Raw genomic sequence first — 24523 nt, 5'->3', positions numbered from 1 at the left:
TCTTCTTATTTCTTGGAGCTAAAAACTTTGGTTTCAACATTTGATAGGACTATGCCCAATCGCCATTTCTAAAAACTGGAACAATCGTCCCGTCTTCCTTAATGCCGTCAATATTCATTTTGTCAGATCCTACCATAAAGTCCACATGTGTTTGGCTACGATTTAAACCAGCTTCAGCTAATTCTTCTTCGCTCATCTCCGTGCCACCTTGTAAGTTGAAGGCATAGGCCGAACCAAAGGCTAAATGATTAGAGGCATTTTCATCAAACAATGTATTATAAAAAATCAAACCGGATTGTGAAATTGGTGAAGGGTCAGGTACTAAAGCAACTTCCCCTAGGTGTTTGGCACCTTCATCAATAGCTAAGAGATTTTTCAATGCTTCTTCGCCTTGTTCAGCTGAGAAGTCAACAACTTTTCCATCTTTAAATGTAAATTTCATTCCCGAAATGATTGTGCCAGCATAACTTAGTGGTTTTGTACTAGAAACATAACCATCAACGCGGCGACTATCTGGGGCGGTGAAAACTTCTTCTGTTGGCATATTAGCCATGAATTCTTCCCCACGAGCGTTATAACTACCAGCGCCTTCCCATAAATGGTTTTTAGGCAAACCAATCGTTAAATCTGTCCCAGGAGCTGTGTAGTGTAAAGCAGTAAATTGTTGTTCGTTTAATTCAGCCGCTTTTTCTTGTAATTTTTTATCATGGATATCCCAAGCAATGACTGGGTTTTCTTCATAAATTCGTGTTGTTTTGAAAATTTCATTCCAAAGTGCATCAACTTGTTCTTCACTTGTTGCTAATTCTGGAAAGACTTTAGCTGCCCAGCCTTCACTAGCAGCAGCTACAACAGTCCAACTTACTTTGTTGGCTTGTGTTGCTTTTCGTAGGTTGACCAATGCTTTCCCATTAGCCGCTTGGAAAGCTGCTACACGTTGTGCATCCACGCCAGCTAATGCATCAGGATTAGAAGAAACCACGCTAATTCGGCTTGCGCCTTTGGCAATCCAATCATCGGTTTGATCAATTTTATATTGAGGAACATTTTCAATACGATCAGTTGCAGCATGAGCTAAAAATTCACGTTGAATGGTTTCGTCGCTCCATTGAACAATTACTTCGGCCGCACCTAAGCGATAAGCTTCTTCCGTAATTAAGCGGGCAAGGGGCGCTTGATCGACACTGATTTGTAAAACAACCGTGTGATTGTCCTGAACATTGACACCCGTTTCAGCAATTAAACGTGCATATTTCTTTAGATTTTCATTAAAATTCTCTAAGGTCATTCGTGATTCCTCCTTCATTTTCATGGGTAATGACTGCTCATATCATAACACGGAAGAGCAGGGAACTCAACGAAATAAAGCCTTTATCAACTGTTATTTTAAGTTGGGGTAAAAGTTGTCGTGCTCCCGCTCAGTGAACTTTTGTACAAAGAGTTGTTCTAATTTTGCATAATAGAAAAATCGTGTTACAATAACCATAAGCATTTATTTGGAAGCGTTGTATATGAATGAATAAAGGGGATAGGGAATTATGGCAAGAAAAAAAACCATTACGAAAGAGCAGATTTTAACAGCTGCCTATGAAGTAGTCGCCACTGAAGGATTTTCGAAGTTCACTGCACGTAATATTGCTAATAAAATGAAATGTTCCACCCAACCGATTTATTTGGAATTTAAAAACATGGATGATTTACGCGATGCTTTATTCCAAAAAATTCATAAATACTTAGCGAAAGAAGTCTTTCCAGTAAAACATACCGGGAATACAATTGTTGATTTGGCTTTAAACTATATTCATTTTGCGACAAGTGAAAGTAAGTTATACCGTGCGCTTTATTTAGAAGAATATGGTGGCGGCAAAAAAATGCAAGAATTCTCTTATCACTATTTTACTGAAGCGGTAAAAGCTGATCCTGAGTATGCTAATTTAAACGATGTTCAAATTGACTCTTTACACATGGGAACATGGGTGGTCGCTACTGGTGTGGCTGCATTGATGACTTCTGGAATTATCCATCCTTCAGAAGAACAAATCATTCATTTAATGAAAGATAGTATTGAAGCAATTCTTGAACGAGATGAACCAATTGATATTGACCTATAAAAATTAAAAAAAGTGTAACCTCATGCTGATAACTTCTGTGAGGTTACAGCAAAAGACTGTTTCTTAAAAGAACGGTCTTTTTTTGTTAAGTGTATTAATGGTAGATTATTCGCAACCATGCTACAGTAAAGAAGAGAAATAGAAAGGGGCAAAAAACATGAACCGAGTGAAAGATAAGCGTTTATGGCTAAGTATTGTAGGAATTACCGGACTAGGGCTCTTGTCGGGCTTATTTTCAGTAAATGCGAGAGAATATTATCAAGCGTTGAGATTACCAAGTTTTGCTCCGCCAGGCTGGTTATTTGGACCAGTGTGGTTGGTGTTGTATATTTTTATGGGCATTACTTTTTATTTCATCTTAGTTCATCCAAATAAACAACAGAAAAAACGGATGATTACGCTATTTATTTTACAATTTATTGCGAATTTTTTCTGGACATTTTTCTTTTTTTCTTTACAAAATAATTTATTATCTGTGATTGATATCTCATTGTTATGGCTATTATTAATAGTTCAACAGTGGGACTACTTGCGTTATAAATTAATAACGCGTGGCTGGTTGATGATTCCTTATATTCTTTGGGTTACTTTTGCGGCAGCATTAAATTACAGTATTTTATTTTTAAATTAGGAATATCAAAACACCAGAGAAAAATGGGAACTAGCCATTTTTTTCTGGTGTTTATTTTATTTATTTCAACGTAGTTATTCTGCGGCAGTTGCTAATTTTTTCGCAAATTCTTCTAAACGTTGGATGTCGTCTTCTTCAGCGGCTAAATCAACTTTAACGCTGTCGGCGCCTTTTTTTGCCCCAATTTCAGTAAAGACTGCTTCGAAGTCGTCCACCGATTTACAAAAATCATCATAAAACGTGTCTCCTGAACCACAAACGCCGAAGATTTTTCCTGATAAATCAATCTCTTGTAAGTCTTCATAAAAGTCGACAATTTCATCAGGTAAATCGCCATCGCCATACGTATATGTAGCTACTACACAGATATCGGCCTCTTCAAAATCAGCGGCATCGACTTGCGTACACTCATCAATTTCGACCTCTAATTCTAAATCTTCAAATGCTTCTGCAACAATGTCGGCAATTTCTTCTGTATTCCCAGTCATGCTTGCATACACAATTTTAGCTAACGTCATAAACTTTCTTCCCCCTCATACAATTCTGTCACTTATTATAGCAGATGCGCATTTCTTATAAAAGACTAGCGAGTGCTTTTATTAAGGGACTTTTTGAAAATTGGTGTTTGAACAATCTTTTTTGCAAAAAATGTGATAAAATAATTTGAATGAAACAAGTTTAGGAGAGATAGTATGATTACATTAAAATCACCACGAGAAATTGAAATGATGGATGAATCAGGGGAATTATTAGCGGATGTTCACCGTCATTTACGGACGTTTATTAAACCTGGCATTACAAGCTGGGATATTGAAGTATTTGTGAGAGACTTTATTGAAAGTCATGGTGGCGTGGCGGCTCAAATTGGCTATGAAGGTTACAAATATGCTACCTGTTGTAGTATCAACGACGAAATTTGCCACGGATTTCCTCGTAAAAAAGTATTAAAAGATGGCGACCTAATCAAAGTAGATATGTGTGTCGACTTAAAGGGCGCAATCTCTGATTCATGCTGGTCTTATGTCGTGGGTGAATCAACACCTGAAATTGATCGCTTGATGGAAGTAACCAAAAAAGCGCTATATCTTGGGATTGAACAAGCACAAGTAGGAAATAGAATTGGCGATATTGGTCATGCAATTCAAACGTATGTAGAAGGAGAAGGCTACGGGGTAGTTCGCGACTTTGTAGGTCATGGCATTGGCCCAACTATTCATGAAAGTCCAATGATCCCTCATTATGGTGAAGCAGGTAAAGGACTACGTTTAAAAGAGGGAATGGTTATTACTATTGAGCCAATGGTTAACACAGGAACTTGGCGCATGAAAATGGACCCAAATGGTTGGACTGCTTATACTGAAGATGGCGGTCTAAGTTGTCAATATGAACATTCATTAGCGATTACGAAAGAAGGTCCAAGAATCTTAACGTCACAAGGCGAAGAATTGACTTATTAATAAGGAGAGTGTGTGATGAAGTTTCTCGACAACATCAAAAAGAATCAATCTTTGATGCGTTTTATTGAGACAACGCAAAGTCACATGGTCACAGCCGAAATAGGCAACAGCTCAGTGGTTGTTGCCTATTATTTATTACTCTCGCTGTTTCCATTACTGATTGCGGTAGGTAATGTCTTACCTTATTTAAGAATCGACCCTAATTCTGTGTTGCCTTATATTGCAGAGGCGATTCCGAAAGATGTTTATAAGAACTTAGAACCAGCGATTCGTTCACTACTGACTCAACGTTCAGGCGGGTTGCTTTCTGTTTCCGCTTTAGCAGCATTTTGGAGTGCCAGTCAAAGTATTAATGCACTACAAAACGCGATGAATAAAGCTTTTGGTGTCGAACAAAGGAAAAATTTTATTCTCGTAAGAGTGGTCTCATTTTTAGTTATTTTGTTATTTATGGTAGCGATTGTTGGTGTAGTAGTAATTTTAGGTCTGGGTCAGTACATTATTGAATTACTGCAACCAATTTTCCATTACTCAACATCTGTGATCGATACTTTCCAAGCGTTAAAATGGCCGTTAACGACCGTTATTTTATTAGTGATTATGTGTTTGATTTATGCGGTCGTTCCTAATCGGAAATTATCGTTACGTTCTATTTTGCCAGGGGCTATTTTTTCGACAGTCGGTTGGATGCTATTATCACAAATTTTTGGTTTGTACGTAAAATATTTTAGTTCTAGAATCGCAAGTTATCAAATCATCGGGAGTTTTATCATCTTGATGTTATGGCTGAATTTTGCTGCCACGATTATTATTTTAGGAGCAATTGTCAACGCTGTCGTCGATGAATACTTATCTGGAGATAAAGAAAAAAAACAACCAAGTTTTGAACAACGCTTGTTTAGATGGTTTAAAAAGAAAAATAAATAGATTTCTTTAAAAAAGTCTAAACCGTTGCCAGAACACATGTTTCAGCTTGTAAATGCTTCAGTTTACGGTATAATATACCCTGAACGAGAAGAAAGTGGGTTCGACTATGTCACTATTTATTTATGAAGTTTTGATACGTTTATTTATGACATTTATCTTATCTTTGCTATTAACACCACTTGTTAAGCTTCTAGCGTTTCGGATTGGCGCCTATGATGCACCAGGAGAGCGACGAATCAATACCAAAAATATGCCTACAGCAGGAGGACTTGCAATCTACATTGCTTTTGCTAGTTCATGTTTATTGATTTTTCGTTCGATTATCCCACAAGATTATATTTGGCCGATTATTTTGGCTGGTGGAATGGTTGTTTTGACAGGCCTCATTGATGATATTAAAGAGATTACTCCAATGAAAAAAACAATCGGTATTTTGTTAGCAGCATTAGTTATTTATTTTGTTGCTGGAATTCGGATAGATTTTGTGACGTTGCCAGTTGTTGGAATGATTGATTTGCGCTGGTTTAGTTTACCACTAACTTTATTGTGGATTTTAGCGATTACGAATGCAGTAAATTTAATTGATGGTTTGGATGGTTTAGCATCAGGCGTATCCATTATTGGATTAACCACGATTGGTATTACAGGGTATTTTTTCCTACATGCTAAAACGGTCTATATTCCAATTGTTATTTTTATTTTAGTTGCGAGCATTGCGGGATTTTTCCCATACAATTTTTATCCAGCTAAAATATTTCTAGGAGATACCGGGGCGTTATTCCTCGGGTTTATGATTGCAGTAATGTCGTTACAGGGCTTAAAAAATGCTACGTTTATCACGGTAATTACGCCAATGGTGATTTTAGGTGTGCCAATTACGGATACGGTTTATGCAATTATTCGACGGCTATTGAACAAGAAGCCCATTTCCTCAGCAGATAAAATGCATTTGCATCACCGCTTGTTATCTTTAGGTTTTACCCATAAAGGGGCGGTCATGACTATTTATGCATTAGCGTTAGTTTTTTCCTTTGTCTCTTTATTGTTCAGCTATTCAAGTACAGTAGCATCAATTTTATTAATTGTCTTTTGTTTAATTGGCTTAGAACTATTCATTGAACTAATCGGTCTAGTTGGCGAAGGACATCAACCGTTGATGTATTTGTTACGGATTTTAGGGAATCGTGAATATCGTCAGGAGCAAATGAAAAAGCGACTTGGCAAGCATTCTAAGAGAAAGTAAAGAAATCTTTAGGTTGCTTTGCGAGAGCGTAAACCTATGATATAATTCCATTAAACTTAAAAAAGTATATGTGTGAAACATATGCTTTTTTTTTAAGACGATGTTTCAGTAGTAAGGAGAAATGAGCATGCAAGAAATGGTAACAATCTCGATTGTCACTTATAATAGTCGTTACATTTTTAATGTACTAGACCAATTAAAAGCCGAACTGGGTACTGATAGTATCTATGATATTCATATCTATGACAATCATTCTGAAACAGCGTATCTTGAAAAATTAACAACATATGAACCATTTATTACTATCCATCGCGCTGAAGAAAATCAAGGGTTTGGTCATGGTCATAATCAAGTGTTATTCAATGCTTCGACAAAGTATGCAATTATTTTTAATCCCGATGTTTTGGTTACTAAAGACGTGCTTGATCGTCTATTAGACCGTATCAAAATAGATAAGAACATTGCAGTCGTTAGCCCTAAAGTGCTAAATGAAGATGGCACGACGCAATATTTAGTTCGTCAAAAATTAGATGTTTTCGATTATATGTTACGTTTTATTCCCTTTCAATTTGTAAAGAAAATTTTTGATAAACGTTTGAGTATTTATGAATGTCGCGATTTGTCGGATACAGAAACAACGGATATTAAAATGGGCTCAGGCTGTTTTATGTTGATTGATCGTGAAAAATTCGTTGAAATTGGTGGGTTCGATGAACGTTTCTTCATGTACTTTGAAGACAACGATTTATGTTTACGTTTTGGCAAAGCAGGCTATCGGATTCTCTATACGCCTTTTGAAACGGTTGTTCACATGTATGAAAAGGGCGCCCATAAAAGTCGAAAATTGTTTAAAATCTTTATGCAATCAATGGGGAAATTTTTTAACAAATGGGGCTGGAGGTTCTTTTAATGAGTCAAAGATTAGCGGTAGTCATCGTCTTATATCAAATGAAAATGGCTGATACGCCGAATTATTTGTTATTAAAAGAAGTGGTAGATCACCCCGAATTGCACTTATTTATTTATGACAACAGCCCACTTCCTCAAGAAGATGCATTATTTTTACAACAAAATGTTACTTATCGACATAATCCTGATAATCCAGGACTAGCGACCGCTTATAATGAAGCGATTGCTTTTAGTCAAACGAATCAATGTGAATTATTGTTGCTCCTTGACCAAGACACAGAAGTGCCAGCTTCTTATTTTGATACGTTGATCATCATGCCGTTAGATCCGACTGTGGCAGTCTATGTTCCAATTGTAGAAGCAAATGGACAACAAATTTCGCCAGTTTATAGTGATCAATATGTTGGACTTAAAGGAGCAAAGCCAACAGCAGGGATAGCCAACCAACCGTTGATGGCTATCAATTCTGGTACAGTCATTACGGCAGAAACACTGCGCTGGTTGGAAGGATTTTCGGAAGAATTTCCTTTGGACTATTTAGACCATTGGTTCTTTTATCAATTGAATCAAGCCAATAAAAAGATTGAAGTCTTACCAATCCACCTAAAACAAGAATTGTCTGTTTTAGATTATCGTACAATGAGTCCTCAACGTTATCGCTCTATTATTGAAGCAGAAACGTTATTTTATCGTCGATATGATCAAGAAAAGTTTTCCCATCATCGACGCCATTTATTTTTACGCAGTAGTAAGCAATTTTTAACTGTCAAAAATCGCCAAATTTGGCGGCAAACATTGGCAGAATTTCTCAAGTTAATGAAAGGATAATCTATGATCTCAGTTTGTATTGCGACATATAATGGAGAAAAATATCTCGCGGAACAATTAGATAGTATTCTTTTACAAGTCAGTGAAGAAGATGAACTAATTATTTCAGATGATGGTTCTACTGATCATACGTTGGAAATTTTGAGAACGTATGCAGCGAATTATCCCCAAATTCAATTGTTACAAGGTCCAGGGCAAGGAGTGATTGCTAATTTTGCATTTGCGCTTACGCATACGAAAGGCGAAGTAATATTTTTAGCAGATCAAGATGACGTTTGGTTGCCAAATAAAGTAACGACAGTGACAGAATATTTTGAAACGCACCCTGACATCCAAGTGGTTATTAGTGACTTGAAAATTGTTGATGCGGATTTACAAGTTACCAATCCCTCTTATTTTAAGTTTCGAAAAGTCAAACCAGGGTTTTGGCGAAATGCGATAAAAAGTGGCTATATTGGAGCAGGTATGGCCTTTCGTCAAGAGATGAAAAACGTCATTTTACCCATTCCGCCAGAAGTTCCTATGCACGATATGTGGATTGGCTTATTAGCTGCACGGAAAAAGCAAACGGGCCTCATTAAAGAACCATTAGTGCTTTACCGAAGACATGGAGCGAATGTCAGCCCTATTATTACCAAAACAAGTTTCCAACAAAAATTAAATTGGCGTGTGAATTTATTAAAAGCTTTACATCAGCGTTTAAAGGAACAACGCTAAACTTTTACAGATTTGTAAAATTTACGTAAAAAACATGACAAACCCTATGCTTAATGCGATAATAGGGAAGGATATTTGGTTTTATAGAAACTAAAAATAGAAGTATTTAAGGAGATTGTTCATGAAAGGAATTATTTTAGCAGGCGGAAGCGGGACACGCTTATATCCGTTAACAAAAGCAACATCAAAACAATTAATGCCAATTTACGACAAACCAATGATTTATTACCCAATGTCAACGTTAATGTTGGCGGGAATTAATGAAATTTTGATTATCTCTACACCAGAAGATACACCACGTTTTGAAAGCTTATTCGGCGATGGCCATGATTTAGGCATTCATATCGAATACGCGGTACAAGAAAGCCCAGATGGTTTGGCGCAAGCATTTATTATTGGTGAAGAATTTATTGGTGATGACAGTGTCTGCTTAGTTTTAGGGGACAATATTTATTATGGTGGCGGCTTATCAAAAATGTTGCAACGAGCGGCTTCTAAAGAGTCAGGGGCAACAGTCTTTGGTTACCATGTAAATGATCCAGAGCGTTTCGGCGTGGTAGAATTTGATGAAGAGATGCGGGCGCTTTCTATTGAAGAAAAACCAGCACAACCGAAGTCAAATTACGCAGTGACAGGTTTGTATTTTTACGACAATGAAGTGGTTGAAATTGCAAAAGGGATCAAACCGTCAGAACGTGGGGAATTAGAAATAACAGACGTTAATAAAGTCTACCTTGAAAAAAATAAACTTTCTGTTGAGGTAATGGGCCGTGGCTTTGCTTGGTTAGATACAGGCACACACGAATCCTTATTAGAAGCGTCAACATTTATTGAAACAATTGAAAAACGTCAAAATTTAAAAGTCGCTTGTTTGGAAGAAATTGCTTATCGAATGGGCTATATTACAAAAGAACAATTGGTAGAATTGGCACAACCATTGAAGAAAAATGGCTACGGCCAATACTTGCTACGTTTAGCAGCAGAATAGGAGCGAAGAAACGTGAAAGTTATTGATACAAAATTACAAGATGTCAAAATTATCGAAATGGATGTTTTCGGTGATCATCGTGGCTTTTTTACAGAAAGTTATTCCAAAGCTAAATTTGCAGAACATGGATTAGACTTTGATTTTGTCCAAGATAATCATTCATTATCAACAGAAGCAGGTGTCTTGCGTGGATTGCATTTTCAAAAAGGCGAAGCTGCGCAAACAAAACTAATTCGCGTTGTAACAGGTGCGGTATTAGATGTGATTGTTGATATTCGTAAAGGGAGTCCAACCTATGGTCAATGGGAAGGCTATATTTTATCAGAACATAATCACCGTCAGCTTTTAGTACCAAAAGGTTTTGCTCATGGTTTTGTCACTTTGACACCGAACGTGAACTTTATGTACAAGTGTGACAATTACTACAATGCGGCAGCAGACGGCGGTATTGCTTTTAACGATCCAGCGTTAGCTATTGATTGGCCAATTGCGCCAGAAAAAGCGATTACGTCAGAAAAGGATCAAAAACATCCAACCTTAAAAGAATTTGAAGCGGAAAATCCGTTTATCTATGGCGAAATTTAAGAAAAAAGTAGGAGAGTTTCAATTATGAAAAAAATCATCGTAACAGGTGGAGCTGGTTTTATCGGCTCAAATTTTGTTCATTATGTTGTAAAGAATCATCCAGAAGTTCATGTAACTGTATTAGATAAATTAACGTATGCAGGAAATGAAAAAAATCTTGAAGGTCTACCAAGTGATCGTGTGGAATTAGTCGTAGGAGATATCGCTGATGCTGAATTAGTTAATCGTTTAGTCGCTGAAACAGATGCGGTCGTTCACTATGCTGCTGAATCGCATAACGACAACTCATTAAACGACCCATTCCCATTTGTACAAACCAATCTGATTGGGACGTACACATTGATCGAAGCTTGCCGTAAAAACAATGTTCGTTACCACCATGTATCGACTGATGAAGTTTATGGCGATTTACCTTTAAGAGAAGATTTACCAGGACATGGAGAAGGCGAAGGGGAAAAATTCACTGCCGAAACGCCTTACAATCCTTCAAGTCCTTATTCTTCAACAAAAGCAGGATCTGACTTGTTAGTCAAAGCGTGGGTTCGTTCTTTCAACTTACAAGCAACAATTTCAAATTGTTCAAATAACTATGGGCCATATCAACATATTGAAAAATTTATTCCTCGTCAAATTACCAATGTCTTAAGCGGTATTACACCAAAACTTTATGGTGCTGGTAAAAATGTTCGTGACTGGATTCATACAAACGACCATTCTTCGGCTGTTTGGGCAATTTTAACAAAAGGGCAAATTGGCGAAACATATTTAATCGGAGCCGATGGTGAAGAAGACAATAAAACAGTGATGGAATTAATTTTAGAATTAATGGGACAACCTGTTGATGCCTATGAGCATGTCAACGATCGTGCAGGACATGACTTACGTTATGCGATTGATTCAACCAGATTACGCGAAGAATTAGGTTGGGAACCAGAATTCACGAATTTCCGTGAAGGCTTGGCAGAAACAATCAAGTGGTATACAGAAAATGAAGACTGGTGGCGTGCAGATAAAGAAGCTGTTGAAGCAAAATATGCACAAAATGGTCAGTAATTTTTTCTGATATGTGAGATAACAGTCGAAAGGCGATGGCAAAGTACAAAAGCTACTTTGCCCTGCCTTTTTTTCAAGAAGGAGCGAAAATAATGATTTTAATTACTGGTGGAAATGGCCAATTGGGCACAGAATTACGTCACCTATTAGACGAACAAGGAATTGAGTATGTTTCAACGGATTCCACAGAATTAGATATTACTGATGCGGATAGTACGTTGGCAAAAGTGAAAGAAATTCAACCAAACGTCATTTATCATTGTGCTGCTTATACAGCTGTTGATAAAGCAGAAGACGAAGGCAAGGAATTAGATGAAAAAGTGAATGTAGATGGCACACGTCATGTTGCAGAAGCTGCTAAAGCAGTGGGGGCGACACTTGTTTACGTAAGTACAGATTATATTTTTGATGGAACTAAAAAAGAAGGCGTCTATGCGATTGATGATCAACCGAATCCTTTAAATGAGTATGGTCGGACGAAGTTATTAGGTGAACAAGCGGTCCAAGAAATCCTGGACGATTATTATATTATTCGAACATCATGGGTATTTGGTCAATACGGTCATAACTTTGTCTTTACCATGCAAAAATTAGCGGAAACAAGAGACCAACTAACGGTAGTGGACGATCAGTTTGGCCGCCCAACTTGGACAAGAACGTTAGCCGAATTTATGGCATTTGTTATTGCAGAAAAAGCGCCATTTGGTGTTTATCATTTGTCTAATGAAAACAGCTGTAGCTGGTATCAGTTTGCTAAAGAAATTTTAAAAGATACTGAAGTGGAAGTACTGCCAGTGGATTCAACTCAATTTCCACAAAAGGCGCAAAGACCACAATATTCTGTCATGGATTTAAGTAAAACAGAAGCGTTAGGCTTTAAAATTCCTACTTGGCAAGAAGCCTTAGCACAAATGTTAGAAAATGTTCAACAATAAATTGTTTTGTGTAAGTGAGGGGTTTTGTTAGAGAAAAAGTGGAAAGGTGTTTCTCTTTATGAAGGTACTTTTAATCATTCCTGCTTACAATGAGGAAGAAAACATTTTGCGGACGATTGCTTCCATTGAAACATTTAAACAGGAAGTTACGCATTTTCAACATGAATTGGATTATGTGGTAATTAATGATGGCTCGACAGATGGAACCAAACAAATTTTAGAAGTCAACCAAATTAATGCCATTCATTTAGTGTTGAATTTAGGTATTGGCGGGGCGGTACAGACCGGCTATAAATATGCCTTAGAAAATGAGTATGATGTGGCGGTTCAGTTTGATGGTGATGGTCAACATGATATCAATAGTTTACCTATTTTACTGGAACCATTAGCAGAGGATAAATGTGATTTTTCGATTGGCTCTCGTTTCATTCCTGGAAACGAAGCGGCTTTTCAAAGTACGAAAATGCGCCGTTTTGGTATTCGTTTGTTATCCTTTTGTATTCGAATGGCTTCTGGTAAAACAATTTATGATGTGACTTCGGGGTATCGAGCAGGAAATCGGAAAGTGATTGCTTTTTTTGCAAAGCGTTATCCGACAAATTATCCCGAGCCAGAATCGATTGTTCACTTAATTAAAAAACGTTTTGTGATTGTTGAAAGACCTGTCAATATGATGGAACGGCTTGGTGGTGTTTCTTCGATTCGTGCCTTGGCTTCTGTGAAGTATATGCTGGAAGTCGGCTCAGCAATTCTGATTGCTGCCTTTATGAAGGAGGGAGATTAATGCTACCAACCGTGTTATGGCTAGCTTTATTTTTATTTGCAATTGGCTTTTTCTTATACATTATTCGAGGGATTAATAAAAATATTTTTCTCCTAAAAAATGCTTTGATTTGGTTATTAATCTCAATTGTCTTAATTATTTTTGCTATTTTCCCGCATGTGGCAGAATGGTTAGCAATGGTCTTTGGGTTTGAAACAACATCAAACTTCTTATTATCAGCTGCGGTGATTGTCCTGTTAATCATGGAAATTAAAAATTCTGTGTTGATTTCAAAACACGAAAATCGCATTAAAACATTATTGCAAGAATTATCTATCATGAAATCTGAAGAAAAATGGGAGAATAGAGAGGGGAAAAATGACTAAAAACAATGATGTATTGGATGCCTTCAAATTTATTGCTGCATTAAGTGTAGTTGGAATTCATACCTTTCCCTCTAAATCTATTTTGGGTAGTGATTTGAAAATATTAGCCCGCTTTTCTGTTCCGTTTTTTTTCATAGTATCTGGATATTTTTTGTTTAAAAAAATTTCTTTTAGAGAAAAAGAAAAAGATAAAAAAATACTATTCAATTATATAAAAAGAATCTTAAAAGTATATCTTTCGTGGTTGATCTTTTACATTCCCTTCTTTATCGTATCTATTATGAATTTTGTTAAAGGGGAAATGGATTTAAGAGGAAAAATATCATTTATACTGAGCATATTATTAGGCTATGTCCCCAGAATAGGTGTTTCTTGGTATTTAATCGCATTAGTAATGAGTGTATTTATTATTTATTACATCCGAAGTTATTTTGGTGAGAAAGTATTATTAACAATTGGAATTGTTAGCTTTCTGATAGGAGTATTTACTTCTACTTATGGTAAGTGGTACTTTGACATTGAATGGATTAAACAAGTGCCTTTTTATGGTTCTATATCTTTTTCGATGATTTCTACGATTTGTTATGTGATTATAGGCTATTTTTTAGCAAACTATGTATTTGAAAAGCCTTTAAATAATTTATTCTTAGTTTTAGGTATTGTTATTTTTTCTTATGTAGGACTAAAGGAAGTGAAATTTGCGCAACAATTAGGTGTTTTTTATGATGCACAAAATTATTTTACGTTACCAATAGTTGCTGTGTTAGTGGTTATTTTAAGTTTTAATTTAGAAAATATACGTATTCCTGGAAGTGACTTTTTAAGAAAATCTAGTATTATTATTTATTTAGCGCAAAATCCGATAAAATATTTACTATTTTATGCAGCTAGTCAATTAGGGATTCAAAAGTTAACGTACGATAACTTTAAAACATATGTTGTACAAGTTTTTTTGTTAATTGTTTTTAGTTATATTATCATTAAATTAAGTGAACTGAGACAGTTTTATTGGCTTAAAAATCTATATTAAATAAAACAACAAAGACCTTAAGTTGGAGTTTAAGGTCTTTGTTGTTTTATTTAAGATTCATAATCACAATGCCGACAATAATAACCACAGCACCAATAAGGGCATTCGTTGTGATTGTCTCTTTTAGAATAAGATTTGAAGCAATTAAAATAGCGATGTTTGTACAGGCAACGCCTAAAGGAACAATGTAAGAAACATCGGAACGACTAATAATTAACATCCATAAAATAAAACTAATTAAATAACAAAATAAACCTAATAAAGATATAAGTGAGATATTCATTGAAAAGATTGTTTGTTGGAGTTGGATGTTCAAACTGCTAGAACCTAGTTTAAATAAGACCAGACCAGCAGAAGACAGAAATACGTAAATAATAAAAAGAACCATAATTTCCCTTCTCTCAAAAATAATTTCCGTGCAAAAAAATGCAAGACCTCCATTATTGTAGCATAATCTCCTAAAAATTGGACAAGATTTTTTAATATAGCGAAATCAGTTAAATTTTTCTTTATAAAAAGGGGTCTACTATTGAAAAGCTAGGCGTTTATCGATAAAATAGAAATGTTGTTTAAAATGGCATTTTTGTATCCAAAAATTTTAGATAAAAATAGTTTATTACGGAAGGAATAAGTATATGTTTAAAGAAACATTTTCAATTTTCAAGAATATTTTTCAGAACAAAAAATTGTTATTACAATTTTCATTTAATGATTTTAAGGCCAAGTATGCTGGTTCAGCACTAGGAATTGTCTGGGCGTTTTTAACGCCATTAGTAACTGTTTTGACGTATTGGTTTGTCTTTTCTGTAGGCCTTCGTTCTAGAGCTGGCGACAATATGCCATTCATTGTCTATTTAGTAACAGGGATGGTACCTTGGTTCTTCTTTTCAGATTCGTTATTATCAGCCACGAATGTGTTTCGTGAATATAGTTATTTAGTTAAAAAAGTCGTGTTTAATGTACAAATTTTACCAACATCTAAAATTTTATCGAACTTGTACACCCACTTGTTTTTCATTCTAATTGGTTTTGTAATTACTACAGCTAACGGTTATTACCCAAGTCTGTACAGTTTGCAATTAATTTACTACTTAGCTTGTTTATTAGTCTTTTTAACAGCAATTACGTGGATTACTGCTTCAACACAACCATTTTTACCTGATATTATGCAATTTATCAATATCATTATGCAAACAGTTATGTGGACATTGCCAATTTTATGGCAACCAACTGGAATGATTGCGACAATCTTAAAAATCAATCCATTATATTATATTGTTCAAGGATACCGCGAATCTTATTTAGGCGGTGCATGGTTCTGGGAACATTGGCAATATAGCTTATATTTCTGGGGAGTTACTATTGTTTTACTATTAATTGGCTCAACCGTGTTTAGACGCTTAAAACCACATTTTTCAGATGTACTATAAGGAGAGAACGACATGTCAGAATATGCAATCGATATCCAACATATTACCAAAACATACAACATGTATAAAAAGCCGTCCGATCGGTTTAAAGAAGCGCTTAGTCCAACCAAAAAATCCTACCACGATTTGTTTTATGCGTTAGACGATGTCACGATGCAAATTAAAAAAGGCGAGATGATTGGCTTTGTCGGCGAAAATGGTTCTGGAAAATCAACCATGTTAAAAATTATTACAGGAGTATTAACGCCAACCTCCGGGTCCATGGTGATTAATGGGAAAATTTCAGCGTTGCTTGAATTAGGTTCAGGTTTTAACCCTGAATATTCAGGATATGAAAATATTTTCTTAAATGGAATGGTCTTGGGTTTTTCCCGAGAAGAGATGGAAGAGCGTGTCCAAGATGTCATTGATTTTGCTGACATCGGCGATCATTTGTATCAACCAGTTAAAACGTACTCTAGTGGTATGTTTGTCCGCTTGGCTTTTGCGGTAGCCATTAACGTGGATCCCGATATTTTAATTGTCGATGAAGCGTTGGCTGTCGGGGATTTAGAGTTTCAATTAAAATGTATGGAAAAATTTACAGAAATTAAAAATTCTGGTAAAACAATTTTATTTGTTTCTCACGATGTAAACTCCATTCGTCGTTTTTGTGACAGAACTTTTTGGTTGCAACATGGGAAAGTCGTTGAATATGGAGATACGATGGACGTGACGACCAACTACGAAAACTTTTTGAAAAAGAAATCAATTAAAACGGTTGACCGCGAAGCGACCATGAAAGATGAAACCCCAACGCCAGATATTATTGAAGTGGATCATGCGGAACTTTTAAACGCGGATTATGAACCATTAGAAATGGTAACGCAAGATGAAAAAGTGATTGTAAAAATTGAATATACTGTCAAAAATGACCAAATTAAGAAGCCTGTTTGTGGGGTCGCTATTCGAACAGTGGACAACCATTATGTCTGTGGCTTAAATACGTTGTTAGATGGCGTGCAAATTCCTTGGAAAAAAGGACGGAATGTTTTTTATTTAGAATATGAAAAAATGTCATTATTAACAGGTGAATATTATTTTGATATTGCTTTCTTTGAGGAACATGCAACAGTCCCATTAGTCTACAAAACAAAATACGTGACGATGTTTATTACCGGTCGTTATGCCGGAGAAGGAATTGTCATCTTAGATCATAAATGGAAGGATACGACAAAAGATGAAGTATGATTTTGAAATGGAAACAGACGAGAGTACCAGTGTTGGGAAAATCGTAGCACAAATCAAAGAAAATAGTGATGTCTTGGAATTTGGTCCAGGTAATGGGCGAATGACTAGCTATTTGATGGAAGAAAAAAAGTGCCAGGTCTCAATTGTTGAATTAGACAAAGAACTTTATGATCATGTCAGTCAATTTTCAACAGATGCCTTTTATGGCAATATTGATGAAAATGATTGGGTCGAATACTTTGCTGGTAAGACGTTTGATTATATCGTTTTTGCGGATGTGTTGGAACATTTAATGAATCCTCAAAGCGCCTTAGCAAAAGTCAAACCATTTTTAAAACCAGGCGGTCAAATCTTAATCACTTTCCCTAATTTGGCGCATAATTCGGTGTTAATTGATTTATTTAATAATCGTTTAACGTGGAATGAAACTGGGCTATTGGATGCTACGCATAAATCATTCTATTTACAAGAAGGATTTGAAAAAGTTTTTGCAGAAGTTGGTTTATACATTGCCAAAGAAGATTTTACATTTAATCAAGTTGGCTACAACGAAATTCCTACGACGTATGAAGCGTTACCTGTAGAAGTACAAGCAGCTTTTAAAGCGCGTCCCTTTGGCGAAGTGTATCAGTACTTTTTTGCCTTGACTGCTGAACCAGTAGAACAGCCAGAGCGAGTGACACCAGTAAATTCATACAATGAAAAAAACGTTCATATTTTAATTAATTGCGGCGAAGAAAAAGAGACTGAGTTGGATCAACCAGTTGATTTACAAAAACCTGAAACAAAACGGTTCCAACTGAAGATACCAGAAGATGTCCAACTGATAAAATTATTCCCAAGTTTAACGGGGACAATTATCAAATTATCCATGACGATAGACGGCGAGACAGTCCCAGTCGCAGCCACGAATGCTTTTCTGGTACAAGAGAATATCTATTATTTCTTAGATACGCAAGTACCTGTAATCGAAGTAACCGATGCACAAATGGCAGGCAAAGACCTGACAGTAGACATTGATTATTTCTTTGAAGGCAACTATTCAGAACGTGAAAATACCTTTATTCATGCACTGTTAGATGAAAGAAATCAATTTTTAGAAGAAATGAATAAACAGACGGAGACTGCCCCTATGCCTACTGGAAAATATAAACGAATCACGTTAACTAAATTTGATAAAATGATTAATTTAACCATTGATGATATTGCTCGCGATGTAGAAAATAACGTTTCTGTTATCAGAGGGTGGGCGTATGACAAACAAACAAATTATCCGCTAAGATTCAGCATTGCAGAAGCTAGTGAATCAGTCACTTATACGGTGGAAACAGAATACCGTCGTGATGTTATTGATATGTTCGAATTAGAAGGCGATCAAGATTATGGTTTTGTCATTACGATTAAAGATCCAGAAGATTTACCAGCCTACACGCTAAACATTGACACCAAATCAGGCCAGAAGGTTCAATATGTGGTGGAGCGTCCAAACATGGTTCAACCAGGTACGAAATTTGATCGAGCATGGCGTTCGATTCAGACACGTGGTTTGATGGGCTCAGTGAAGTGGTACTTTAAACGACAAGAAAAAGCAGAAGCCCCTGTTGACGTGGAGGCAGTTTTAGCGGAAATTAAAACGTTCCAATTTCAGCCTAAAATTTCTGTCGCTGTGCCTGTTTATAATGTCGAAGAAAAATGGCTTGCAGCGTGCGTTTCTTCTTTACAAAATCAGTACTATGAAAATTGGGAGTTATGTTTAGCAGATGATGCATCGCCAAGCGAACATATTAAGCCCATGCTAGAAAAATATAAAGAACTAGATCAACGAATCAAAGTTATTTATCGCGAAGAAAACGGACATATTTCAGAAGCAACTAACTCAGCTTTGTCGATTGCTACTGGCGATTTTGTTGGTTTCATGGATAACGATGATGAATTAGCGCCACAAGCATTATATGAAGTGGTCAAAGCTTTAAACACAGACCCAACGATTGATTTTCTTTATACTGATGAAGATAAAATTACAGAAAATGGTCGTCGCTTCAACGCGTTTTACAAATCGGACTGGAATCCAGAACTGATTTTAAACCATAATTACATTACACACTTTGTTGTTGTGAAACGTGATTTATTAGAAAAAGTAGGCGGATTGAACTCAGCATATAACGGCGCTCAAGACTATGATTTCGTATTACGAGCAACGGAACAAGCAACGAAAATCAAGCATATTCCTGGTATGATGTATCATTGGCGTGCCATTGAATCATCGACTGCTCTAAACCCTGAAAGCAAAGGTTACGCCTATGTAGCTGGTCAAAAAGCGGTCCAAGCGGCAACGGAACGCCGTGGCTTAAAAGCACAAGTAGAGATTGCCGAATTTTATGGTTCCTATAAAATTAACTATCTTTATGATCATGTGCCGATGGTATCATTGATTATTACGAATGATACAGAGAATATGAGTAGTTACTTACGTCAATTATTAGAAAAAACTGCCTATACAAATTATGAAATTCTATTGCCTGCACGCTTCGAGAATCAAATAAATATCCAAAATGACCGTCTTCGTTATGTTTCAACAGAAACTCGTCATGGCATGATTCAAGCTGCTAAGGGAGAATATGTGGCTTTATTAAATGCTGGATTGGTACCAACGAAAAATGATTGGTTAAAAGAGTTAATGAACATTGGTCAACAAGAGACCTCTGGTTTAGTGACTGGCCGCGTAGTTGACGCACGCTATCGCGTGGAAACGGTAGGAGTATCAGTTGATACAGACAAAGGTCGATTACTTTATCCCGAAAAAGGCACCCCTGGTAAAAGCTTAGGCTACTATTACAGAATTGCTTTACCAAGAAATATTCAAGCAGCAACTGAAGACTGCTTACTATTCAACAAACAACTTTACCTAAATTTAGAAGGAATTAACGAAAGCTTAGGAAAAGAATGGATGGGTGTCGATTTATCGTTACAATTTGCTAGCGCTGGTAAACGAAATGTATATGTGTCCTATGCAATTTTGAAAGCAGACGAAAAAATGCAAAACCATGATAAAAAAGGATCTTATAAAGAACTTGCGGAAAAATGGACCGCGGAAGCTTTAGTTGATCCCTACCGAAATCCGAAACATCTATAAGGAGAATGCACATGAATGAAGACATTAAGGTGATCTTTGATAGTATCTATCGCGACAAAACAACAAATAATTTAACCATTACAGGTTGGGCGTTAGATACAATCACTAAAGAAAGCCCAACTTTCACAATTAATAATGAAAACCAAGTGTCCGCTTATAACATTCAGCGCGTTTTACGTGAAGATGTTAATCAAATTTATCAAACAGAGCCTGCGATTGAAGCTGGCTTTGTTGTTACACTTGAAGGAATTAAACAAAAAAAAGTACTCCCTTTTCATTTTCAATCATCAGCACATGTTGTAACGGTGGATTTTCCCTTGAATAAAAAATATCCAGTGATTCCAGGGACAGAAGATAAAGTGACTCGTCTTTGGATAAAAGCCAAAAAAGGATTTAAGTATATGGCTAAAAATGGTATTTCTCATACCATTCAACGAGCGAAAATTGAGAAACTGAGAAATCAAGCTTCGTATCCTAACTGGTTAGCTAGAAATGAAGTACTAGACATAGAAGCGATGACACAAGAAATCGCAACATTTCATTACCAACCTAAAATTTCCATTGCGATGCCAGTGTATAATGTTGAAGAAAAATGGCTTCGGTTGTGCATTGATTCTATTTTGAATCAAGTCTATACTAATTGGGAATTATGTATGGCCGATGACGCCTCAACAGATCCCAATGTCAAAAAGATTTTAACAGAGTACCAACAATTGGATGAGCGAATTCGGGTCGTCTTTCGTGAACAAAATGGTCATATTTCCGAAGCGACCAACTCTGCTTTAGCGATTGCTACAGGAGAATTTGTCGCCTTACTAGACAACGATGATGAATTAGCAATCAATGCTTTTTATGAAGTGGTTAAAGTGCTGAATGAAAACCCAGAACTGGACTTAATTTATAGTGATGAAGATAAGATTGACATGGATGGAAATCGTTCTGATCCAGCCTTTAAACCAGATTGGTCACCTGATTTACTTTTAGGAACGAATTACATTTCGCATTTAGGCGTGTATCGTCGGAGTATTCTAGAAGAAATTGGCGGCTTTCGAAAAGGTTACGAAGGTTCTCAAGACTACGATTTAGTCTTAAGATTTACTGAAAAAACGACAAAAGAACGCATCAAACATATTCCAAAAGTTCTTTACTATTGGCGGATGCTGCCAACCTCAACAGCAGTGGATCAAGGCTCCAAAGGTTATGCTTTTGAAGCGGGGCTAAGAGCCGTGCAAGATGCGCTCGTTCGTCGAGGAATTAATGGTCATGCAACGCATGGGGCGGCGAATGGCTTATACGATGTTTATTATGACATTGAATCTGAAAAGTTAGTCTCAATTATTATTCCAACTAAAAATGGCTATAAAGACGTACAACGTTGTGTTTCATCGATTATTGAAAAAACAACCTACCAAAATTACGAGATTATTATGGCTGATAATGGAAGTACAGATCCAAAAATGCACGAATTATATGCAGAATTTGAACAACAATTACCTGGTCGCTTTTTCGTTGAATCAATCGATATTCCATTCAATTTCTCAACTATTAACAATCGTGCAGCGAAAAAAGCGCACGGAGAGTATCTATTATTTTTAAATAATGATACCGAAGTGATTACAGAGAATTGGTTAACCTTGATGGTTTCATTTGCTCAGCAAGAACGGATTGGCTGTGTAGGTGCGAAATTATTGTATCCAAATAATACGGTCCAACACGCAGGCGTTATTTTAGGATTAGGTGGTGTTGCTGGACATGGTCATTATGGTTATCCCCATGGTGACTTAGGCTATTTTGGTCGGTTAGCTATTAATGTTAATTATTCAGCAGTAACTGCCGCATGCTTACTTATGAAAAAAGCAGATTTTGATGCAGTTGGTGGTTTTGAAGAAGCGTTTACTGTAGCTTTCAATGATGTTGATTTATGCCTGAAAGTCCAAGCTTTAGGACGTGACAACGTCTGGCTTCATGAAGCAGAGCTTTATCATTTTGAATCTCAAACTCGTGGATATGATGATAAAGGCAAAAAGAAAAAACGTTTTGAACAAGAAAAAGTGATGATGGAAGAAAAATGGGGACCTTTAATTGAAAATGATCCATTTTATAATCCTAATCTGACAAGGGATATTCCCAACTTTTCATTACGAATTGACTAGATGCAATTGCGGATGACGAAATGGAGCGAAAAGATGGAACAACAACTAACTACAAGAAAAGAAAAACAACCATTACGCAACCAAGCTGAGCAGAGCGCTCGCTTGGTTGATCATTTGTTACGCTGGCGCTATCTGCTAGCGGCAGTCATTTTTATTTTACTGGTAGCCTTTAAAGTCCATGGTAGTTCATTAAACATGTGGGATGCGTATGTTTCTGAATATGCAGATGGTCAAAAAAGTTCATTAATTGCTGGTGAACCAAGAGGTGTTCGCTCGGATGAATGGCTCGTTCAAACCCCCTTTAGCCTCTCACAAACACAAACAGGTTTGAAAACACATAATGATGTGATTACGTTAAATGGGCAAGACATGGTGGTAGGCTATAATTCACCAGCGTGGAATTTGGCCACGTTAGCGAAACCTTTTACGTGGGGCTATGTACTATTAGGCAAAGAATATGGCTTATCATGGTATTGGAATCTTAAATTAATTGGCTTAATTTTATTTTCTTTTGAAATTGGCTTGATCGTCACACGGCGGAATAAATATTTAGCTTTGTTAGCAAGTGTTTGGATTCCGTTTTCTTCGGCCCTTCAATGGTGGTTTGTCTCGCCAGTTGGAGATTTAGTATTTTTTGGCTTAGGTTTTTTAGTGGGAATTTATAATTATTTCTATTATCATAGTAGTGTTCGACGTCGTGTCATTTGTGCGATAACGGCTGTTATTATGGCCTCAGGATTTGTTTTAGTTATTTATCCTGCGTTACAAGTACCACTTGGTTATTTGATTTTATTATTTTTAATTTTATTCTTTTTAGAATTTCGTAAAAAAATTAAGTTGGATAAGTGGGATGGGGTCCTGATAGGTGGGGCACTCTTGATGACGGCGATTATTGTTGGCGGATCGTTATATGGCTCATTGGATTCCTTAAAAGCAGTAATGGATACCGCTTATCCAGGAAAACGGGTAAGTTTAGGTGGCGATATGCCTAAACGCGATATTTTGTTATTTTTAACAAATTGGAAAATGCCGTTTCAAGATGTTCCATATTCAAATAATTCGGAAATCAGTAGTTTTTATCAATTATTTTTTGTTATTTTGCCGCTCTCACCATTTATTTTTTATAAAAAAATCAAAGAAAACATTTACGGTTTTGTCTTATTCGTGTATTGTTTATTTAACTTAGTTTGGATGAGCGTGCAATTTCCAACAATTTTTGCTAAGTTGACATTGTGGTCTTATGTGCCAGAACAACGGGCGATGTTATCCTTCGGGTTTGCAGCTGTCTTGTTGAGTTTATGGTTCATCGATTATTTATGGAATCGCCAAGCAAAAATTCCAATGATGGCCTGGTTAGGGGCGCTAGGATTAAATGTTGTTCTGTATTTCTTTGTTTTATATACGGGCAATTTACGGTTATACGTTACACGAATGGACATCATTGGTGTCTTAGTTGTCGCTACCGTTTTAATTGTTGCTTTATTTAAACGTTGGCGCACGTTATTTGTCCTTGTCTTATTAGGAATCATTATGGTTTCTGGTGCCTTTGTTAATCCAATTTCTCGAGGCGTTTCTGCTGTCTATGGTAAAAAATTAGCGGTAGAAGTGGAAGAAATTAACAAAAAAGACCCCAACCAATTGTGGGTGGGCGAACGCTTGATGTATGGCTATTTGCCAATGTTAGGTGTGCATACATTTAACGGTGTTGCTTTTACACCTGACTTAGAGGCTTGGAAACCATTAGATCCAAAAGGAAAAGACACATTTATTTATAATCGCTATGCGCACATCAATGTTGAAGTAGGAAATCAGACCCCTGTTTTAGAGTTGATGCAAAAAGATGCGATTATTGCTCGTTTATCTCCAGAAAAATTAAAAGAATATGGGATTAAATATGCGGTCGTTTATAAACCATTAGAACCGTTAGACACACCAACGATTCATTTTGAAAAATTATATGGACCTGATCAGAACGGGGCATATATTTATCGAATAAACGACTAGTGATTCATTC

At 36.4% G+C, this 24523-nt stretch carries 23 protein-coding genes; 20 read left to right on the top strand and 3 right to left on the bottom strand.

The annotated features are described in order from the left end of the window. Positions 1–49 precede the first annotated feature (49 nt). Complete coding sequence (locus tag IGK82_RS08840; protein WP_002362125.1) at positions 50–1288, bottom strand: aminopeptidase; 1239 nt, start codon at positions 1286–1288, stop codon at positions 50–52. Positions 1289–1538: 250 nt separating this feature from the next. Here IGK82_RS08840 and IGK82_RS08835 point away from each other — a divergent pair, with 250 nt between their 5' ends. Both IGK82_RS08835 and IGK82_RS08830 read left to right on the top strand, forming a co-directional pair. After that, positions 1539–2111 carry a TetR/AcrR family transcriptional regulator gene (locus IGK82_RS08835; RefSeq protein ID WP_002356883.1) on the top strand — a complete coding sequence of 191 codons (573 nt, stop codon included), beginning with the start codon at positions 1539–1541 and terminating at the stop codon, positions 2109–2111. A gap of 157 nt (positions 2112–2268) precedes the next feature. Next, on the top strand, positions 2269–2742 hold the full coding sequence (locus IGK82_RS08830; RefSeq protein WP_002356884.1) for a TspO/MBR family protein: 474 nt from the start codon (positions 2269–2271) through the stop codon (positions 2740–2742). Between the two features lie 74 nt (positions 2743–2816). Here IGK82_RS08830 and IGK82_RS08825 read toward each other — a convergent pair whose 3' ends face one another. Then, the gene (locus IGK82_RS08825; protein WP_002407656.1) at positions 2817–3260 is read right to left on the bottom strand and encodes a flavodoxin; all 444 of its coding nucleotides are present in this window, start codon (positions 3258–3260) and stop codon (positions 2817–2819) included. A 174-nt stretch (positions 3261–3434) separates the two neighbouring features. Here IGK82_RS08825 and map point away from each other — a divergent pair, with 174 nt between their 5' ends. From map to IGK82_RS08760, 13 genes are all read left to right on the top strand, one after another. Beyond that, a complete protein-coding gene (gene map, locus IGK82_RS08820) occupies positions 3435–4199 on the top strand; it encodes a type I methionyl aminopeptidase (protein WP_002356886.1) in 765 nt (254 codons plus the stop codon). Between the two features lie 15 nt (positions 4200–4214). Continuing rightward, positions 4215–5126 carry a YihY/virulence factor BrkB family protein gene (locus IGK82_RS08815; RefSeq protein WP_430605083.1) on the top strand — a complete coding sequence of 304 codons (912 nt, stop codon included), beginning with the start codon at positions 4215–4217 and terminating at the stop codon, positions 5124–5126. Positions 5127–5232: 106 nt separating this feature from the next. Further along, a complete protein-coding gene (locus IGK82_RS08810; RefSeq protein WP_002366956.1) occupies positions 5233–6369 on the top strand; it encodes an MraY family glycosyltransferase in 1137 nt (378 codons plus the stop codon). Between the two features lie 121 nt (positions 6370–6490). Beyond that, on the top strand, positions 6491–7279 hold the full coding sequence (locus IGK82_RS08805; RefSeq protein WP_002359892.1) for a glycosyltransferase family 2 protein: 789 nt from the start codon (positions 6491–6493) through the stop codon (positions 7277–7279). Beyond that, complete coding sequence (locus IGK82_RS08800; RefSeq protein ID WP_002370382.1) at positions 7279–8106, top strand: glycosyltransferase; 828 nt, start codon at positions 7279–7281, stop codon at positions 8104–8106. Before IGK82_RS08805 ends, IGK82_RS08800 begins: the two co-directional genes overlap by 1 nt. Before the next feature lie 3 nt (positions 8107–8109). Beyond that, on the top strand, positions 8110–8823 hold the full coding sequence (locus IGK82_RS08795; protein WP_002362119.1) for a glycosyltransferase family 2 protein: 714 nt from the start codon (positions 8110–8112) through the stop codon (positions 8821–8823). Between the two features lie 121 nt (positions 8824–8944). Then, positions 8945–9811, top strand: coding sequence for a glucose-1-phosphate thymidylyltransferase RfbA (gene rfbA / locus IGK82_RS08790; protein WP_002364387.1), 867 nt, complete (start codon positions 8945–8947; stop codon positions 9809–9811). A 12-nt stretch (positions 9812–9823) separates the two neighbouring features. Beyond that, positions 9824–10396, top strand: a complete 573-nt coding sequence (rfbC, locus tag IGK82_RS08785) for a dTDP-4-dehydrorhamnose 3,5-epimerase (RefSeq protein WP_002356893.1) — start codon at positions 9824–9826, stop codon at positions 10394–10396. A gap of 24 nt (positions 10397–10420) precedes the next feature. Further along, positions 10421–11449: a dTDP-glucose 4,6-dehydratase gene (gene rfbB, locus IGK82_RS08780; protein WP_002359895.1), complete on the top strand. Its 1029-nt coding sequence runs from the start codon at positions 10421–10423 to the stop codon at positions 11447–11449. Positions 11450–11541: 92 nt separating this feature from the next. Next, positions 11542–12384: a dTDP-4-dehydrorhamnose reductase gene (gene rfbD, locus IGK82_RS08775; protein ID WP_002362114.1), complete on the top strand. Its 843-nt coding sequence runs from the start codon at positions 11542–11544 to the stop codon at positions 12382–12384. Positions 12385–12442: 58 nt separating this feature from the next. Then, entirely contained in the window at positions 12443–13168 is a 726-nt protein-coding gene (locus IGK82_RS08770; protein ID WP_002370377.1) for a glycosyltransferase family 2 protein, read from the top strand. After that, positions 13168–13533 (top strand): DUF2304 domain-containing protein, encoded by a 366-nt coding sequence (locus IGK82_RS08765; protein ID WP_002362112.1) that lies wholly within the window; start codon positions 13168–13170, stop codon positions 13531–13533. The genes IGK82_RS08770 and IGK82_RS08765 overlap by 1 nt, the downstream gene beginning before the upstream one ends. Beyond that, positions 13526–14563: an acyltransferase family protein gene (locus IGK82_RS08760; protein ID WP_002379613.1), complete on the top strand. Its 1038-nt coding sequence runs from the start codon at positions 13526–13528 to the stop codon at positions 14561–14563. Before IGK82_RS08765 ends, IGK82_RS08760 begins: the two co-directional genes overlap by 8 nt. 46 nt (positions 14564–14609) lie before the next feature. On the opposite strand, the gene IGK82_RS08755 is transcribed toward IGK82_RS08760, so the two are convergent. After that, a complete protein-coding gene (locus tag IGK82_RS08755; protein WP_002356899.1) occupies positions 14610–14951 on the bottom strand; it encodes an EamA family transporter in 342 nt (113 codons plus the stop codon). 247 nt (positions 14952–15198) lie between these two features. Between IGK82_RS08755 and IGK82_RS08750 the strand changes: the two genes are divergently transcribed. Genes IGK82_RS08750 through IGK82_RS08730 form a run of 5 tightly spaced genes read left to right on the top strand, consistent with a single transcriptional unit; the run spans position 15199 to position 24513 of the window. Beyond that, positions 15199–15993: an ABC transporter permease gene (locus IGK82_RS08750; RefSeq protein ID WP_002356900.1), complete on the top strand. Its 795-nt coding sequence runs from the start codon at positions 15199–15201 to the stop codon at positions 15991–15993. A 12-nt stretch (positions 15994–16005) separates the two neighbouring features. Next, complete coding sequence (locus tag IGK82_RS08745) at positions 16006–17223, top strand: ABC transporter ATP-binding protein (protein WP_002356901.1); 1218 nt, start codon at positions 16006–16008, stop codon at positions 17221–17223. Further along, the gene (locus tag IGK82_RS08740) at positions 17213–20356 is read left to right on the top strand and encodes a glycosyltransferase (protein WP_002407654.1); all 3144 of its coding nucleotides are present in this window, start codon (positions 17213–17215) and stop codon (positions 20354–20356) included. Before IGK82_RS08745 ends, IGK82_RS08740 begins: the two co-directional genes overlap by 11 nt. Positions 20357–20367: 11 nt before the next feature. After that, complete coding sequence (locus IGK82_RS08735) at positions 20368–22509, top strand: glycosyltransferase family 2 protein (protein ID WP_010709669.1); 2142 nt, start codon at positions 20368–20370, stop codon at positions 22507–22509. Continuing rightward, positions 22510–24513 carry a DUF7657 domain-containing protein gene (locus tag IGK82_RS08730; RefSeq protein ID WP_002383759.1) on the top strand — a complete coding sequence of 668 codons (2004 nt, stop codon included), beginning with the start codon at positions 22510–22512 and terminating at the stop codon, positions 24511–24513. Positions 24514–24523: the final 10 nt, after the last annotated feature.

It is taken from the genome of Enterococcus sp. AZ197, assembly GCF_050556405.1.
Taxonomy (GTDB): Bacteria; Bacillota; Bacilli; order Lactobacillales; family Enterococcaceae; genus Enterococcus; species Enterococcus faecalis.
This window is presented reverse-complemented; position numbering and strand designations above follow the sequence as displayed.